At 70.1% G+C, this 15527-nt stretch carries 15 protein-coding genes; all 15 read left to right on the plus strand.

The features are described 5' to 3' along the window. Positions 1 to 10: 10 nt before the first annotated feature. The 15 genes from JHE00_RS28965 to JHE00_RS29035 all read left to right on the plus strand — a co-directional run bounded on the left by JHE00_RS28965 (position 11) and on the right by JHE00_RS29035 (position 15511). Complete coding sequence (locus tag JHE00_RS28965) at positions 11 to 817, plus strand: cell division protein FtsQ/DivIB (protein WP_200324252.1); 807 nt, start codon at positions 11 to 13, stop codon at positions 815 to 817. A 129-nt stretch (positions 818 to 946) separates the two neighbouring features. Beyond that, entirely contained in the window at positions 947 to 1543 is a 597-nt protein-coding gene (gene sigK / locus JHE00_RS28970; protein WP_200324254.1) for an ECF RNA polymerase sigma factor SigK, read from the plus strand. Continuing rightward, positions 1540 to 2310, plus strand: coding sequence for an anti-sigma factor (locus JHE00_RS28975; RefSeq protein WP_200324256.1), 771 nt, complete (start codon positions 1540 to 1542; stop codon positions 2308 to 2310). The genes sigK and JHE00_RS28975 overlap by 4 nt, the downstream gene beginning before the upstream one ends. A gap of 251 nt (positions 2311 to 2561) precedes the next feature. After that, positions 2562 to 3881, plus strand: coding sequence for a cell division protein FtsZ (gene ftsZ / locus JHE00_RS28980; RefSeq protein WP_200324258.1), 1320 nt, complete (start codon positions 2562 to 2564; stop codon positions 3879 to 3881). Positions 3882 to 3993: 112 nt separating this feature from the next. Next, the gene (pgeF, locus tag JHE00_RS28985; RefSeq protein WP_200324260.1) at positions 3994 to 4698 is read left to right on the plus strand and encodes a peptidoglycan editing factor PgeF; all 705 of its coding nucleotides are present in this window, start codon (positions 3994 to 3996) and stop codon (positions 4696 to 4698) included. A 5-nt stretch (positions 4699 to 4703) separates the two neighbouring features. Next, entirely contained in the window at positions 4704 to 5432 is a 729-nt protein-coding gene (locus tag JHE00_RS28990; protein WP_200324262.1) for a YggS family pyridoxal phosphate-dependent enzyme, read from the plus strand. A 77-nt stretch (positions 5433 to 5509) separates the two neighbouring features. Then, complete coding sequence (locus tag JHE00_RS28995) at positions 5510 to 6127, plus strand: cell division protein SepF (protein WP_200324264.1); 618 nt, start codon at positions 5510 to 5512, stop codon at positions 6125 to 6127. Between the two features lie 31 nt (positions 6128 to 6158). Beyond that, positions 6159 to 6443, plus strand: coding sequence for a YggT family protein (locus tag JHE00_RS29000; RefSeq protein WP_200324266.1), 285 nt, complete (start codon positions 6159 to 6161; stop codon positions 6441 to 6443). A gap of 49 nt (positions 6444 to 6492) precedes the next feature. Further along, positions 6493 to 7362: a DivIVA-like cell division protein Wag31 gene (gene wag31, locus JHE00_RS29005; RefSeq protein WP_200324269.1), complete on the plus strand. Its 870-nt coding sequence runs from the start codon at positions 6493 to 6495 to the stop codon at positions 7360 to 7362. Between the two features lie 91 nt (positions 7363 to 7453). Further along, the gene (locus JHE00_RS29010) at positions 7454 to 8005 is read left to right on the plus strand and encodes a hypothetical protein (protein WP_200324272.1); all 552 of its coding nucleotides are present in this window, start codon (positions 7454 to 7456) and stop codon (positions 8003 to 8005) included. 290 nt (positions 8006 to 8295) lie between these two features. After that, positions 8296 to 11466 (plus strand): isoleucine--tRNA ligase, encoded by a 3171-nt coding sequence (ileS, locus tag JHE00_RS29015; RefSeq protein ID WP_230425165.1) that lies wholly within the window; start codon positions 8296 to 8298, stop codon positions 11464 to 11466. Positions 11467 to 11550: 84 nt separating this feature from the next. Then, positions 11551 to 11856 (plus strand): hypothetical protein, encoded by a 306-nt coding sequence (locus JHE00_RS29020; protein WP_200324276.1) that lies wholly within the window; start codon positions 11551 to 11553, stop codon positions 11854 to 11856. Between the two features lie 28 nt (positions 11857 to 11884). Next, positions 11885 to 13357, plus strand: a complete 1473-nt coding sequence (locus JHE00_RS29025; protein ID WP_200324278.1) for a sensor histidine kinase — start codon at positions 11885 to 11887, stop codon at positions 13355 to 13357. Next, positions 13354 to 14013, plus strand: coding sequence for a response regulator transcription factor (locus JHE00_RS29030; RefSeq protein ID WP_200324280.1), 660 nt, complete (start codon positions 13354 to 13356; stop codon positions 14011 to 14013). The genes JHE00_RS29025 and JHE00_RS29030 overlap by 4 nt, the downstream gene beginning before the upstream one ends. Positions 14014 to 14173: 160 nt before the next feature. Then, positions 14174 to 15511 (plus strand): SLC13 family permease, encoded by a 1338-nt coding sequence (locus JHE00_RS29035; protein WP_200324282.1) that lies wholly within the window; start codon positions 14174 to 14176, stop codon positions 15509 to 15511. Positions 15512 to 15527: the final 16 nt, after the last annotated feature.

The raw sequence follows: 15527 nt of genomic DNA on the forward strand, positions 1-15527 counted from the left end.
GGCGGCCGCCATGACCACGACGAGGCAGCGCGCGGGACAGCGTCCGGCACGGCGGACGCCGTCGCGACGGCGCACGACCGAGCAGGTGCGCAGCCGTCGTGGTCGAAGGCCGGAGAACGCGAGGACCCGCACCGGCACGGGTGTGTCCCGGCGCAAGGCGCTGCGCCGTCGCTGGGTGGCGCTGCTGGGCCTGCTCACGGCGGCCGCGCTGGTCTACATTCTCTTCTTCACCTCGCTGCTCGGAGTGCGTTCGGTCGAGGTCGTCGGCACCCAGAGCATCTCGGCCGACCAGGTCCGCGAGGTCGCGAAGGTGCCCGACCGGCGCGCGATGCTGCGGGTGGACACCGACGAGATCGCCGATCGCGTCGCGACGCTGCCCGGCGTGGCCACCGTCGACGTGTCGCGCTCGTGGCCCTCGACGATCGAGATCGCCGTGACCGAACGGACCCCGATCGGCTTCTACAACACGGGTGAGGCCCTGTACCTCGTCGACACCGGCGGCGTGGTCTACAAGCAGGTCGGCGAGCCGCCCGAGGGTTTCCCCGAGCTGAAGCTCTCCGAGGTCGGGCCGAACGACCCCGCGACCAGCGCGGTGACCGAGGTGCTCGACTCGCTGCCGGGGCAGCTGCGCGAGCGGGTCACCGTCGTGCGGGCCGACACCCCCGGCAGCGTCGAGTTCACGCTCGAGGGTGGCAAGGTCGTGCGGTGGGGTGACGCCCAGCAGACCGACCGCAAGGCGAAGGTCCTCGCCGCGCTCATGACGCGCGAGGGCAAGGTCTTCGACGTGTCGAGCCCGGAGCTGCCGACCGTGTCGTGAGAGTCACGTCCACTGTGGGCGGTGGGTGAGCGCACTCACCCACGGTTTGCGGTCGAGGCCAATCCGAATGTGCGTCTGCTCCGAACGACTAGCGTGCACAACACGGGCAGGCGAGGCCGGGAAGGCCCCATGGACGAGCCGGACGCGGGGCCGGAGATCGCTGGTGCGCAGCGGGACGAACCCACGAACGAGGAGTTGCTCGTCGAGGTCGCCAAGGGCGACGAGCGCGCCTTCGAACAGCTCTACGAGCGGTTCGCCGCCCCGATCTTCGGCGTTGTGCGGCGGGTGCTGCGCGACCCCGCCCAGTCGGAGGAAGTGGCCCAGGAGGTGCTGGTCGAGCTCTGGCGTACCGCCACGCGGTACGCGCCGGACAAGGGCGGCGCGCTCAACTGGGCGCTGACGCTCGCGCACCGGCGGGCCGTCGACAGGGTCCGCTCGGCGAGGGCGGGCACCGACCGTGAGCAGCGGGCCACCTTCGAGGCGGGCAGGGCACGGCCCTTCGACGAGGTCTCGGAGGAGGTCACCAGCCGCTGGGAACGCAGGCAGGTCCGCCGTTGTCTCGGGAACCTGACCGAGCTGCAACGCGAGTCCGTGCTGCTGGCCTACTACCAGGGCTACACGTACCGCGAGGTCGCGGAGGTCCTCGCTACGCCACAGGGGACCGTCAAGACCCGCCTGCGCGATGGTTTGATCCGGTTGCGGGACTGCCTGGGGGTGATCGCATGACCTCGCCCGATCTGCACACGCTCGCGGGCGCCTATGCGCTCAACGCGCTGGACGAGCACGAGAGTGCTCGCTTCCGCCGGCATCTCAGCGAGTGCCACTCGTGCAGGCAGGAGGTGCGCGAGCTGCAGGCGACCGCCGCCCGGCTCGGCGAGGCCGCCGCGCTGGAGCCGCCGCCCGAGCTGAAGGGCAGGGTGCTGGCCGAGATCAGGGCCACCCGGCAGGTGCCGCCCGCCGCGGACGCGGAGCCGAAGCGTGCCAGCCGGGACACCGGAGTGCCGAGGTGGGCGATGCTCACCGCGGCCGCGGCCGCCGTGGTCGGGCTCGCGCTGGCGGGGGTGTTCGGCGGCCTGGCGTTGCGGGCCCAGAACCAGTACGACGCCGCCCAGCAGCAGATCGAGCAGGCCTCGGGCCGCTACGCCCCGGTCTCCGACCTGCTCACGGCCTCGGACGTGCGGGTGGAGCACGCGCAGTCCACCATCGGCGGGTCGGCCACGGTGCTGGTGTCGCGCTCCCGCGAGGCCATGATGGTGCTCGGCGGCGGCCTCCCGCCCGCTGAGCAGGGCCACGACTACGAGCTGTGGCTGCTCCAGCCGGACGGCGAGATGCATTCCGCCGGGGTGCTGCCGCCGGATGAGATGCTGCTCGCCAACGGCGCCGACGGGGTCGACACGGCCCGCGGGATGGCGGTGACGGTGGAACAGCAGGGCGGCTCGCCGACCGGCGCACCCTCCGGGGCGCCGATCCTCAGGGTCGACATGCCCGCCTGAGCGCCGGTGCCGCGAGAACGTGAAGAAGACACGGAAAAGACGTTGTGTCGAATGACGTCCGCGACACACGGCGTGGCTCCTGGATTCGGGCCTTTCCGATGCCTACCGTCCTACATCAACGTTGGTAGTTGACATAGCTCTAAGCCTCGACTAGAGGTTGAGAGTTTTTGGGGACACGGTTCAACCTCACCCAGATTCCGTCGACCTCCAGCGGAGGCAGGGACAGCACCACGATCAGGAAGGCGAACCCGATGACGCCCCCGCACAATTACCTCGCGGTGATCAAGGTCGTCGGTATCGGCGGCGGCGGCGTGAACGCCGTGAACCGGATGATCGAGGTCGGCCTCAAAGGCGTCGAGTTCATCGCGGTGAACACGGACGCGCAGGCGCTGTTGATGTCCGACGCCGACGTGAAGCTCGACATCGGCAGGGAACTGACCCGCGGCCTCGGCGCCGGCGCGGCCCCCGAGGTCGGGCAGAAGGCCGCCGAGGACCACCGCGAAGAGATCGAAGAGGTCCTCAAGGGCGCCGACATGGTGTTCGTGACCGCAGGCGAGGGCGGTGGCACCGGTACCGGTGGCGCTCCCGTCGTCGCGCAGATCGCGCGCAAGCTCGGCGCGCTCACGATCGGCGTGGTCACGAGGCCGTTCTCCTTCGAGGGCAAGCGCCGTGGCAGGCAGGCCGAAGAGGGGATCCAGTCGCTGCGCAACGAGTGCGACACGCTGATCGTGATCCCCAACGACCGGCTGCTGCAGCTCGGCGACATCGGCGTCTCGCTGATGGACGCCTTCCGCTCGGCCGACGAGGTGCTGCTCTCCGGTGTGCAGGGCATCACCGACCTCATCACCACCCCCGGTCTGATCAACCTGGACTTCGCCGACGTCAAGAGCGTGATGTCGGGTGCGGGCAGCGCTCTGATGGGCATCGGCTCGGCGCGCGGCGAGGGTCGCGCCGTGCAGGCCGCGGAGAAGGCGATCAACTCGCCGCTGCTCGAGGCGTCCATGGACGGTGCGCACGGCGCGCTGCTGTCGATCGCGGGTGGCTCCGACCTGGGGCTGTTCGAGATCAACGAGGCCGCGTCGCTGGTACAGGAGTCGGCTCACCCCGAGGCGAACATCATCTTCGGAACGATCATCGACGACTCGCTCGGCGACGAGGTGCGGGTGACGGTGATAGCGGCCGGGTTCGACGCGGGCGCTCCGACGCACAAGAAGCTCGACCCTGGCTCGTTCAACACCCGCGGCGGCTCCACGGCCACCGCGGAGGCGGGTCAGGTGGGCGGCGCCGCCGAACCGCAGACCAGGCCCAGCGCGACCCCGCCCGTCGGCGGTGGTGGCGGGCAGCCGACGCCGCCGGTGTCGCGCACCCAGAACCCGGTGGCCGGCAACGGGCACGGCTCGCAGTCGGGATCGCTGCCGCCGCAGGCGGGTGCGGGCAACCGCAGCGGCTACGTGCCGCCCGCGTCCCCGACGGCTCCGCGTTCGCAGGGCAGCCTGCCCAGCAGGGCGTTTCCGGTGACCGACGACCCGTCCGACGACGACGTCGACGTTCCGCCGTTCATGCGCCGCTGACCCACGCTTCAGTTCAGGCCCCCGAGGGCGTTCCACCACCGGAACGCCCTCGGGGGCCTTTATTAGGCTCGGGGACGACGAGGCAGAAGAAAGATTGGGAAGGGTTGGCGTCTTGCGCATCCGGCGAGTGGTCACGACCAGGGCGGGCGGTGCGTCCACGGCCCCGTACGACTCCTTCAACCTCGGTGACCACGTCGGCGACGACCCCGCCGCCGTCACCGCCAACCGCGAGCGGCTCGCCACCGAGCTCGGCCTGCGCCCGGACCGGATCGCCTGGATGGAACAGGTCCACGGCCGCACGGTGACCGTCGTCGACGGCACCGAGACCGAGCCTGCCGAGGCCACCGACGCGCTCGTGACCGACCGGCGTGGTGTCGCGCTCGTCGTGCTCGTCGCCGACTGCGTACCCGTGCTGCTCGGTGACGCCGAGGCCGGGGTCGTGGCCGCCGTCCACGCCGGCCGGGTCGGCGCGAGAGTCGGCGTGGTGCCCGCCGCGGTCGAGACGATGCGCTCGCTGGGCGCCGAGCCGCACCGGATCGAGGCGCTGCTCGGCCCGTCGGTGTGCGGCGAGTGTTATGAGGTGCCGCCCGAGATGGCCGACGACGTGGAGGCGCACCTGCCCGGCAGCAAGTGCCGCAGCCGCAAGGGCACCGCGGGCCTCGACCTGCGGGCGGGCCTGTGGCAGCAGCTCGCCGATCTCGGGGTCGGCCGGATCGGCGTCGATCCCCGGTGCACCTTCGAGGACGACACGTTGTTCAGCCACCGCAGGCAGGCGCCGACCGGCCGCATCGCGGGCGTCACGTGGACCGAGGACTGAGCGACATGGACCGGCGCCGCGAACTGGCAGAGAACCTCACCGCCGTCCGCGAGCGGATCGACGCGGCGTGCGAGGCGGCGGGACGCGAGCCCGGCGATGTCCGCCTGCTCGCCGTCACCAAGACGTTTCCCGCGGAGGACGCGGCGCTGCTCACCGACCTCGGCCTGACCGAGCTCGCCGAGAACCGCGACCAGGAGGCGGCCGCCAAGACTCGCGCGGTCGCGGACCTTCGCCCCGACGCGGCCGTGCGCTGGCACATGGTCGGCAGCCTGCAGCGCAACAAGGCCCGCTCGGTGGCCGGGTGGGCGTCGGTGGTGCAGACCGTCGACTCGCCCCGGCTCGCCGACGCGCTCGCGAAGGCCGTGCCGACGGCGCTCGACGCGGGGGAACGCGAGGGCCCGCTCGACGTGCTGGTGCAGGTGAGCCTGGACGACGATCCCGCGCGCGGCGGTTGCCCGCTCGCGGAGGTGCCCGCGCTCACGGAGCGAATCGCCCGGTCGAGTGACATTCTCCACTTGCGGGGACTGATGGCGGTCGCTCCGCTCGGCGAGGAGCCTGCCCGCGCGTTCGAGCGGCTGGCGCGCGCCGCCGAGGCACTTCGTCGTGATCATCCCGACGCGACCGAGATTTCCGCTGGTATGAGCGGTGACCTCGATGAGGCTATTGCGCACGGCTCGACGTGTGTGCGTGTCGGAACTGCGTTGCTCGGGGGTCGCGGTCTAGCCTCGCCATAGAGAGGTTCACCCACAGCGGCATCCATGCGCGTGACTCAGCGTCAGGATGGATCTGCCGTGAAGGGCGGAGGAGGGGCATGAGCGCGCTGCAGAAGCTGAAGGCCTACTTCGGGATGGTCCCAGCCGAGGACGAGTACGACTTCGATGACGACTACCGGCGCGGTTACTCCGATGAGGACGACTACGACCGGTACGACGAGCCCCAGTACGCCGAGTCGCGCCGCGCGCGGCCTCGCTACCACGTCATGGACGAGTTCGACGAGGCGGAGCCGGTGCGCGCGCGCCGTTCTGCGCCGGCGAGCGAGCCTTCGACGCACGGAGCGCTGGCCGTCGACCGGCAGCCGGAACCGGTCTCGCGGCTGCGCCCCGCGCCGGAGCCGGCTCTGTCGTCGGCGTCGTCGGCCGGCCGGGACGCGCTGAGCCGGATCACCACGCTGCACCCCAAGAGCTACTTCGAGGCTCGGGAGATCGGTGAGGCGTACCGCGACGGTGCCCCGGTGATCATCAATCTCACACAGATGGACAACGCCGACGCGAAGCGACTTGTCGACTTCGCGGCGGGGCTGGCATTCGCGCTTCGTGGGTCCATGGACAAGGTCACCAACAAGGTGTTCTTGCTCTCACCGCCCGATGTTGACGTGACGGCGGAGGACCGCAGGCGCATCGCCGAGGGCGGACTGTTCCTCCGCCACTGAGCGCGAGTTCGGGGTGTGGCAGAGTGGTGTCGTGGATGCGGTCCGGTTGATCCTTTATTGGCTGCTCTTTGCCTTCTGGCTCCTGCTCACGGCACGTATCGTGGTGGAGCTGGTTCGAGCGTTCGCCCGCGAGTGGCGCCCCGTCGGAGGGGTTGCGGTCACGCTCGAGACCATCTACACAGTGACGGACCCACCGGTTCGACTCGTCCGCCGGATTATTCCGATAGTGCGGATCGGCGGCGTGGGGCTGGACTTATCGATTATGGTGCTGCTGTTGGTTGTGTTCATACTGATGCAACTGGCGTATCCCGGGTAACGGGGAACCCGGGTGTCCGGCAAGGCCATGGAGTGCGTGAGGTGATCAGATGTCGTTGACCCCTGCGGACGTGCATAACGTCGCGTTCAGCAAGCCTCCAATCGGCAAGCGGGGCTACAACGAGGACGAGGTGGATGCGTTCCTCGACCTGGTGGAGACCGAACTTGCCCGATTGATAGAGGACAATAACGAGCTGCGCCAGCAGGTCGAGCAGCTCGATGCGGAGTTGGAATCGACCCGTAGCGAGCTGGAGTCCGCGAAGGCCGGTGTCGGCGCCGCTCCTCAGGCCCCGGCAGAGCCTCCTTCGCGCAGGCTGGCGCCCGTGCCCCCGCCCTCGTCGATGGAGCAGACGCAGGCACACGGCTTCATGGGGGACAGCGGTGAGCCCAACGTCCAGGCGGCGAAGGTTCTCGGCCTCGCCCAGGAGATGGCAGACCGGCTGACCGCCGAGGCCAAGACCGAGTCCGACGGCATGCTCGCCGAGGCGCGGACCAAGTCGGAGCAGTTGCTCTCCGACGCCCGCTCGAAGGCGGACTCGATGGTCAATGAAGCACGTACGCGTGCGGAGACCATGTTGAACGACGCGCGGACGAGGGCGGAGACCCTCGAACGCCAGGCCCGCGACAAGGCAACGACCTTGGATCGCGAGGCGCAGCGCAAGTACACCGAGACGATGAACAACCTGAACACCGAAAAGGGCGCGCTGAACAAGAAGATCGAGGAGTTGCGCACCATCGAGCGGGAGTACCGCACGAGGTTGCGTGGGTTCCTCGAGTCCCAGCTGCGTGAGCTCGACGACCGTGGTTCCGCGGCCCCCGCGTCCGCGTCCTCGTCCGCGTCGGGCCAGTCCGGCAACGGCGGCTCCGGCGCCAACAGCGGCCAGGGCTACTCCTTCGGTCCCCGTGCGGAAGCAGGCTGACGCCCGCTTCACCTCGCGCAACGAAACGGTTCCGACACTCCCAGTGGGAGGGTCGGGGCCGTTTTGCATTTCCCTCGTGTTGTAATTCACCGTGCTCTACTTCGTCCTCATCCTGGTGCTGGCCGCCCTCGGACTGGTGGTCACATCGCTCATCACCGCCGACTCGCTGTGGGCCTGGGTGTCCGTCGGGTTCTCGGTCCTGGCGGGGCTCGTGTTGCTCGTCGAGTGGCTGCGCAGGCGTTCGGCGAAGCCGGCGTCGAGCACGACCGACGCCGACACCGATGCCGACGACTCCGACGAAGACGACGACGAGGAGTCCGAGCCGGAGACCGAGGCCGAGCGAGAGGACCAGACGGCGCTGCTGCCGGCCTCGGGTGAGCTCAAGACCGTCGCGGGCGAGCCTGCCGAAGAACAGACCGATGCCGCGGACCTGCTCGTGATCTCGTCGCTCGAGACGGAGGTCCTCGTGGTGGACGAGTTCCCGCGCTACCACGTCAGCGGCTGCACGTGGCTCGAGACCAAGGACACGATCCCGCTGCCCGCGAAGGAGGCTCGCGAGCTCGGCTTCACGCCGTGCGCGCTCTGCGGCCCCGACGCCACGCTGGCCGCGCAGCACCGGGAGAAGCGCAAGTCGCGCAAGTGAACTCCTCGCCCCGAGGAGCCGCGCACAAAAGGTTTGCCGACACCGGTTAATCTGGTAGGCACAGGCGTCGATCCGGCCATCACCGGGGAGCCTCCGGAAGAACGGGCGCGCCCGCGCCCCAGTAGAACCGGACGGTCGCGGCCCGTCATCGCCGCCGAACGAGTGGCCCTCGCCGTGTCGCGTGGGCAAGCGGGGTGGTACCGCGGAACGCGCGCCCGAGGCGCCGTGTCGTCCCCGTGTGGGCTCACCGAGTCCGTACGAGAACGATGAACCGCGAGGAGCACACCCGGATGTATCCCCAGGCTTCCGTCGGCGGGCAGCCGGCCGACCAGGTCCCGTCCCAGCCGTCGTTTCCCGAGCTGGAGAAGGACGTACTGGCCTACTGGGAGTCCGACCGCACGTTCGCGGCGACGGTGGAGGCGCGCGAGACCGGCACGGACGGCGCCAACGAGTACGTCTTCTACGACGGCCCGCCGTTCGCCAACGGCCTCCCGCACTACGGCCACCTGCTGACCGGCTACGTCAAGGACATCGTTCCCCGTTACCAGACCATGCGTGGCAAGCGCGTCGAGCGCCGTTTCGGCTGGGACACCCACGGTCTGCCCGCCGAGCTGGAGGCCGAGCGTCAGCTGGGCATCACCGACAAGTCGCAGATCGACGAGATGGGCATCGCGGAGTTCAACCGCGCCTGCCGCGAGTCGGTGCTGCGCTACACCAAGGAATGGCAGGAGTACGTCACCCGCCAGGCCCGCTGGGTGGACTTCGACAACGACTACAAGACGCTCGACGTCACCTACATGGAGTCGGTGATCTGGGCGTTCAAGCAGCTCTGGGACAAGGGCCTCGTCTATGAGGGCTACCGGGTGCTGCCGTACTGCTGGCGCGACGAGACGCCGCTGTCCAACCACGAGCTGCGGATGGACGACGACGTCTACCAGAGCCGTCAGGACCCCGCGGTGACCATCGGCTTCCGCGTCGAGGGCAACGAGAACGACCTCGACGGCGCGCACCTGCTGATCTGGACGACCACGCCGTGGACGGTCCCGTCGAACATGGCCACCGCCGTGAACCCCGACGTCGACTACGTCCAGGTGGCCGACGGCGAGGGCAGGCGGTTCGTGCTCGCCGAGGCCAGGGTGGCCGCCTACGCCAAGGAGCTCGGCGAGGAGCCCGCCCTCGTCGGGAGGTACCGGGGCGCCGACCTGCTCGGCACTCGCTACGTGCCGCCGTTCCCGTACTTCGTGGGCCACGAGAACGCCCACCGCGTGCTCGGCGCCGACTACGTGACCACCGACGACGGCACCGGCATCGTCCACATCGCACCGGCCTACGGTGAGGAGGACAAGGTCGTCACCGACGCGGCGGGCATCGCCCCGGTGACGCCGGTGGACGCCAAAGGCCGGTTCGACGCACAGGTCCCCGACTACGAGGGCCAGAACGTCTTCGAAGCCAACCCGAACATCATCCGTGACCTCAAGAACGGCACGGGCTCCGCGGCGGCGCAGGGGGCCATCCTGCTGCGCCACGAGACCTACGAGCACTCGTACCCGCACTGCTGGCGCTGCCGCAACCCGCTGATCTACCGAGCGGCGTCGTCGTGGTTCGTGGCGGTCACCGAGTTCAAGGACCGCATGGTCGAGCTGAACCAGCAGATCACCTGGTACCCGGAGCACGTGAAGGACGGCCAGTTCGGCAAGTGGCTGGAGAACGCGCGGGACTGGTCGATCTCGCGCAACCGCTACTGGGGCACGCCGATCCCGGTGTGGATGTCGGACGACCCGACCTATCCGCGCACCGACGTCTACGGCTCGCTCGACGAGCTGGAGCGCGACTTCGGTGTCCGGCTGGACAACCTGCACCGGCCCTACATCGACGAGCTGACCCGGCCGAACCCGGACGACCCGACCGGGCAGTCCACCATGCGCCGGATCCCCGACGTGCTCGACGTGTGGTTCGACTCGGGTTCGATGCCCTACGCGCAGGTGCACTACCCGTTCGAGAACGCCGACTGGTTCGAGCACCACTACCCGAGCGACTTCATCGTCGAGTACATCGGCCAGACGCGCGGGTGGTTCTACCTGCTGCACGTGCTGGCCACCGCGCTGTTCGACCGGCCGGCCTTCCGCACCTGCATCTCGCACGGCATCGTGCTGGGCTCGGACGGGCAGAAGATGTCGAAGTCGCTGCGGAACTACCCGGACGTCAACGAGGTCTTCGACCGCGATGGCTCCGACGCGATGCGCTGGTACCTGATGGCGAGCCCCATCCTGCGCGGCGGGAACCTGGTCGTCACGGAGAAGGGCATCCGCGACGCCGTGCGCCAGGCTGTGCTGCCGCTGTGGAACTCGTACTACTTCCTCGCGCTGTACGCGGGTGCCGGTGGCGTCGAGGGCTCGGTCCGCACGGACTCGCGGCATGTGCTCGACCGCTACGTGCTCGCCAAGACTCAGGAACTGGTCACCGACGTCGGCTACGCGCTCGACAACTACGACATCGCGGGCGCGTGCGCCACGCTGCGGGACTTTCTCGAGGTGCTGACCAACTGGTACGTGCGGCGCTCGCGCGACCGGTTCTGGGCCGCTGAGCAGGACGCCATCGACACCCTGCACACCGTGCTCGAGGCGGTCTGCCGGACCGCGGCGCCGCTGCTGCCGCTCACCACAGAGGCGGTGTGGCGGGGCCTGTCCGGTGGCCGTTCGGTGCACCTCACCGACTGGCCGAGCGTGTCCGAGCTGCCCGCCGACGCGGCGCTGGTGACCGCGATGGACCGGGTGCGGCAGGTGTGCTCCTCGGCGCTGTCGCTGCGCAAGGCCAACAAGCTGCGCGTGCGGCTGCCGCTGGCGAAGCTGCTGGTGGCCGCGGAGGACGCAGAGCTGCTGCGGCCGTTCGCCGACATCATCCGCGACGAGGTGAACGTCAAGTCCGTGGAGCTGACCACCGACGTCGCCTCCCACGGCGGCTTCGAGGTCGCGGTGAACGCGCGCGCGGCGGGGCCGAGGCTCGGCAAGGACGTGCAGCGCGTGATCAAGGCGGTCAAGGCGGGCGACTGGAGCACCACCGCCGAGGGCGCCGTGGTGGCCGACGGGATCGAGCTGCTGGAGGGCGAGTACGAGCGACGCCTCGTCGCGAGGGACCCCGGCGCCGCGGCCGAGCTGCCCGGCGGCTCCGGTCTGGTGCTGCTCGACACCGAGGTGACGCCCGAGCTCACCGCCGAGGGCGTGGCCAGGGACCTGGTGCGCGTGGTGCAGCAGGCCCGCCGCGACGCGGGCCTCGACGTCGCCGACCGGATCACGCTGACCGTGCACGCGCCTGACGACGTGCTCGCGGCCGTGCGCGCGCACGAACAGTTCGTCGCGGGCGAGACGCTCGCGACCGACGTCGAGTACGGCGCCGTCGAGGCCGGGTTCGAAGGCTCGGTCGGCGACGGAGACAAGGTCAGCGTCGCGGTCGTCAAGCGGTAGACACCAGGCCGGGATGAGCCGTCGATGAAGAATTCCTCATCTTCGGCTCATCCTGGCCTTTCCTCAGGGCGGGAGAGTTCCGGTATGAGCCCAACCCCGCGAGTCATCGCCTTCGTGGCGGTGCTCGCCCTGCCCGTCGCGGCCGTGCTCGCGACGCTGCTGCTCTCGGACCCGAGCCCGCCGCGCGAGACCGCACCCGTCGTGCGCATCGGCGAGTCCGGCGAGATGACCCCGCCGCCGTCGGGGCCGCCGACCACGTCCGGCGAGCCCAGCACCTCCGGCGAGCCCACCACGTCGAGCCGGGTGCAGCTGCCGCCGCCACCGCCGGTGGACGACGACGATGACGATGACGACGGTCCCGATGACGCCGACGACCCCGACGATGACTGACGGCTCGGGGAGCCAGCCCGCTGGCCCGATGAGCGACCGGCCGACCGTGTACCAGCCCGTCACGGGCAAGCCGCAGTCGGCGAAGGGCACCCGCGTTCCCGCCAGGGTGCAGATCATGGGCTGGCTCGTGCTCGTGATGACGGCGGGGCTCGCGACCGTGGTGCTGTTGGTCGCGGAGTTCGAGCACCGCGCCATCGACCGCAGGGTCGTCAGCGGGCTCGAACAGGATGTGCGCGAGTTCCGGCAGGTCGCGGGGATGGGGCGTGACCCGGCGACCGGGCAACCGCTGACCGACCCGTACCAACTGCTGACGCGGCACCTGGCAGGCCAGTACCCCGATCGAGCGGAGATGATGCTCGGGATCACCGAGCAGGGCACCCGGCTCAACACGGTGCGCCAGAGCGACCAGGAGCTCGACCACGTCTCGCTCGACGACGCGCTGTTGCGCCGGATCGTCGAGGACCCGTCGACGACAGGCACGGCGGAGACCACCGGTGGCGAGCTGCGCTGGCTGCGGATGGCCGTGCTGCCGCCGTCGGGATCCGACCAGCCGAACGCGTGGTTCGTCAGCGGCTACTTCGTGGACGTCGCGAAGTCCGACGCCAACGACACCGTGCGCACGCTGCTGGCGATCAGCGCCGTGGCGCTCGTGCTCGCCGCCGGGGTGTCGTGGGCGGTCGCGGGTCAGATCCTCGCGCCCGTCAACACCGTGCGGCGGACCGCGGCCGAGCTGACCGAACAGGACCTGACCCACCGCATTCCCGTGCACGGACGCGACGACATCGCCGCGCTGGCCGAGCAGTTCAACGCGATGCTCGACCGGCTCGAGAGCGCCTTCGCCACGCGCAGGCAGTTCCTCGACGACGCCGGGCACGAACTGCGCACCCCGATCACGATCATCCGGGGGCACCTGGAGGTGATGGGCGACGACCCGGCCGAACGGGCCGAGGTCGTGCGGCTGTGCACCGACGAACTCGACCGCATGGCACGCATCGTCGACGACCTGCTGTTGCTCGCCAAGGCCGAGCAACCGGACTTCGTCCGTCCCGAGTGGACGTCCGTGCCCGAGCTGACGAGCGACATCGACGCCAAGGTGAGGGCCCTCGCGCCCCGCAACTGGGTGCTGGAGTCGCTGGGCGAGGGTGACGTGTGGATCGACGGGCAGCGGGTGACGCAGGCGGTGGTGCAGCTGGCGCAGAACGCCGTGCAGCACACGGTCGAGGGTGCGACCATCCGGGTCGGCTCCGCCGTCCACAGTGGCTCGACGTCGTTCTGGGTGACCGACAGCGGGCCCGGGGTGTCGCACGAGGACGCCGCCCGGATCTTCGAACGGTTCGTGCGAGGGGAGTCCGGGGCCAGGGACGGCACCGGTGCGGGGCTGGGCCTCTCGATCGTGAAGGCCATCGCCGACGCGCATCACGGCCAGGTGAGATTGGTGTCGCAGCCAGGGCAGGGGGCGACGTTCGGACTTGAACTACCCACGGGGGGAATGACCAGATGAGCCGGATCCTGATCGCCGAGGACGAGCAGCGTATCGCCTCGTTCGTCGAGAAGGGATTGCGTGCCAACGGTTTCGTGACCACGGTGGTGGGCGACGGCGACGCCGCGCTCGCCCAGGTCGTCGCCGGTGAGTTCGACCTCGTGGTGCTCGACCTCGGGTTGCCGAGGCGCGACGGGTTCGCGGTGCTGCAGGCGATGCGGCAGGCGAGGGTCACCACGCCGGTGATCATTCTGACCGCGCGAGGTTCGGTGCACGACACCGTGGCGGGGCTCGAGGGCGGCGCGGACGACTACATGACCAAGCCGTTCCGGTTCGAGGAACTGCTCGCGCGGGTGCGGCTGCGGCTTCGCTCGTCCGACCGGGCGCCGGAGGTGACGGTGCTGCGAGCCGGGCCGGTGTCGCTCGATCTGCGCACCCGCCGCGCGGAGACACCCGACGGGATGGTGGACCTGACCGCACGTGAGTTCGCGTTGCTGGAGCTGTTCCTGCGGCATCCGGGCCAGGTTCTCTCGCGGGAGCAGATCCTCTCGCACGTGTGGGGGTACGACTTCGATCCCGGGTCCAATGTGGTCGATGTGTACGTACGGACGCTGCGCCGCAAGATCGGCCAGGACCACATCGTGACCGTGCGGGGCATGGGCTACCGCCTGGGCTGACCCACGAGCCGTGTCGAGCGCTCTGCTCATGCGGTGAAGGGCACCTTTACTGCATCAGATGCAGTAAAGGTGCCCTTCACCGCGTTCGGGGCGTGGGGCATGAAGATTGGCTCACGTCCGTTTCACCCGTTGTTCAGCCCCGCGTCCGAATCTTGTTCACATGGCAGGACTTCCCGTAGACGGCTGGATCACCCTCGGGGTGTTCGGTGTCGCCGTGCTCGCGTGGATGTTCAGCCGCCTCGACGACACCTACATCGGGCTCGCCGCCGTGCTCGTGCTCATCGGCGCGGGCGTGCTGCACTCCGGTGAGCTCTTCGGCGCACTCGGCAGCGAGACCATCTGGCTCCTCATCGCCGCGTTCGTGCTCGCGGCCGCGCTCACCAGCACCGGGTTGCCCACCCGGTTCGCACTGGCGCTGTGCGGCAACGCCCGCACCGTGCGGGGCCTCGTCCACCGCGTCACCGCCGCGCTGGTCGTCACCTCCCTCGCGGTTCCCGCCACGTCGGGGCGAGCTGCGCTGGCGCTGCCCGTCTTCGTCGCGCTCGCCACGGCACTCGCCGGCCGGGACGCCGTGGTCCGGGCGCTCGCGCTGCTGTTTCCCACCGTCATCCTGCTCTCCGCCGTCGCGACGCTGACCGGCGCGGGCGCCCACGTGATCACCAGCCAGCTGCTCGCCGACGCGACCGGCTCCGGCATCGGCTACGCGCACTGGCTGCTGCTCGGGATGCCGTTCGCCGTACTGAGTTCCCACCTCGCCGCCGAGCTCGTGTTGCTGCTGATGACTCGCAGGACCGACCGGCGCAACCCGATCGGCCTCGACCCCGTCCACGTCGCGGACCTCGCCGGCGTGCGCGTGAGTGGACCGCTGACACCGGAGCAACGCCGCGCGCTCGGCGTGCTGTCGCTGGTGATCGTCCTGTGGTGCACCGAGTCCCTGCACGGTGCCTCACCCGCACTGGTCGCGCTCGTCGGCGCTGTGCTGGCCACGTCACCCAGGCTGGGCACCACGTCGTTCGGGCCCGCGCTCGCCTCGGTGCCGTGGTCGCTGTTGCTGTTCATGGTCACCACCGCGGTGCTCGGTACGGCGCTGACCTCGTCGGGTGCGGCCGCGTGGCTCGGTGGGTCGCTGGCCGCGGGCATCGGCGACGAGCTCGCGTTCCTCGCCGTGGTGGTGGCGCTCAGCGCCGCGGCACACCTGGTGTTGCAGTCGCGTTCCGCGCGGTCGTCGGTGCTCGTGCCGCTGGTGATCCCGCTCGCGATGGTCGCCGGGCTGAACCCGGCCGCGATCGCGTTCGCCTCCACCGCCGCCGCCGGGTTCTGCCACACGTTGCCGTCGTCGGCCAAGCCGGTCGCCATGTTCGCCGCGGTGGAGGGCGTGCCGACGTACCGGCGCGGCGACCTGCTGCGGCTCTCGGCTGTGCTCGGGCCGCTCGTGATCCTGCTCGTACTCGTGTTCGCACTGGCCGTCTGGCCCGCGCTCGGCCTGCCGCTGCGCTGACCCAAGGGAGACAACA

It is taken from the genome of Prauserella cavernicola (genome assembly GCF_016595675.1).
Lineage (GTDB): Bacteria > Actinomycetota > Actinomycetes > Mycobacteriales > Pseudonocardiaceae > Prauserella_A > Prauserella_A cavernicola.

Coding starts and splice junctions, on each gene's coding strand:
- JHE00_RS28965 (WP_200324252.1), top strand. CDS start 11: ATGACCACGACGAGGCAGCGCGCGGGACAGCGTCCGGCACGGCGGACG.
- sigK (WP_200324254.1), top strand. CDS start 947: ATGGACGAGCCGGACGCGGGGCCGGAGATCGCTGGTGCGCAGCGGGAC.
- JHE00_RS28975 (WP_200324256.1), top strand. CDS start 1,540: ATGACCTCGCCCGATCTGCACACGCTCGCGGGCGCCTATGCGCTCAAC.
- ftsZ (WP_200324258.1), top strand. CDS start 2,562: ATGACGCCCCCGCACAATTACCTCGCGGTGATCAAGGTCGTCGGTATC.
- JHE00_RS28990 (WP_200324262.1), top strand. CDS start 4,704: ATGGACCGGCGCCGCGAACTGGCAGAGAACCTCACCGCCGTCCGCGAG.
- JHE00_RS28995 (WP_200324264.1), top strand. CDS start 5,510: ATGAGCGCGCTGCAGAAGCTGAAGGCCTACTTCGGGATGGTCCCAGCC.
- wag31 (WP_200324269.1), top strand. CDS start 6,493: ATGTCGTTGACCCCTGCGGACGTGCATAACGTCGCGTTCAGCAAGCCT.
- ileS (WP_230425165.1), top strand. CDS start 8,296: ATGTATCCCCAGGCTTCCGTCGGCGGGCAGCCGGCCGACCAGGTCCCG.
- JHE00_RS29020 (WP_200324276.1), top strand. CDS start 11,551: ATGAGCCCAACCCCGCGAGTCATCGCCTTCGTGGCGGTGCTCGCCCTG.
- JHE00_RS29025 (WP_200324278.1), top strand. CDS start 11,885: ATGAGCGACCGGCCGACCGTGTACCAGCCCGTCACGGGCAAGCCGCAG.
- JHE00_RS29030 (WP_200324280.1), top strand. CDS start 13,354: ATGAGCCGGATCCTGATCGCCGAGGACGAGCAGCGTATCGCCTCGTTC.
- JHE00_RS29035 (WP_200324282.1), top strand. CDS start 14,174: ATGGCAGGACTTCCCGTAGACGGCTGGATCACCCTCGGGGTGTTCGGT.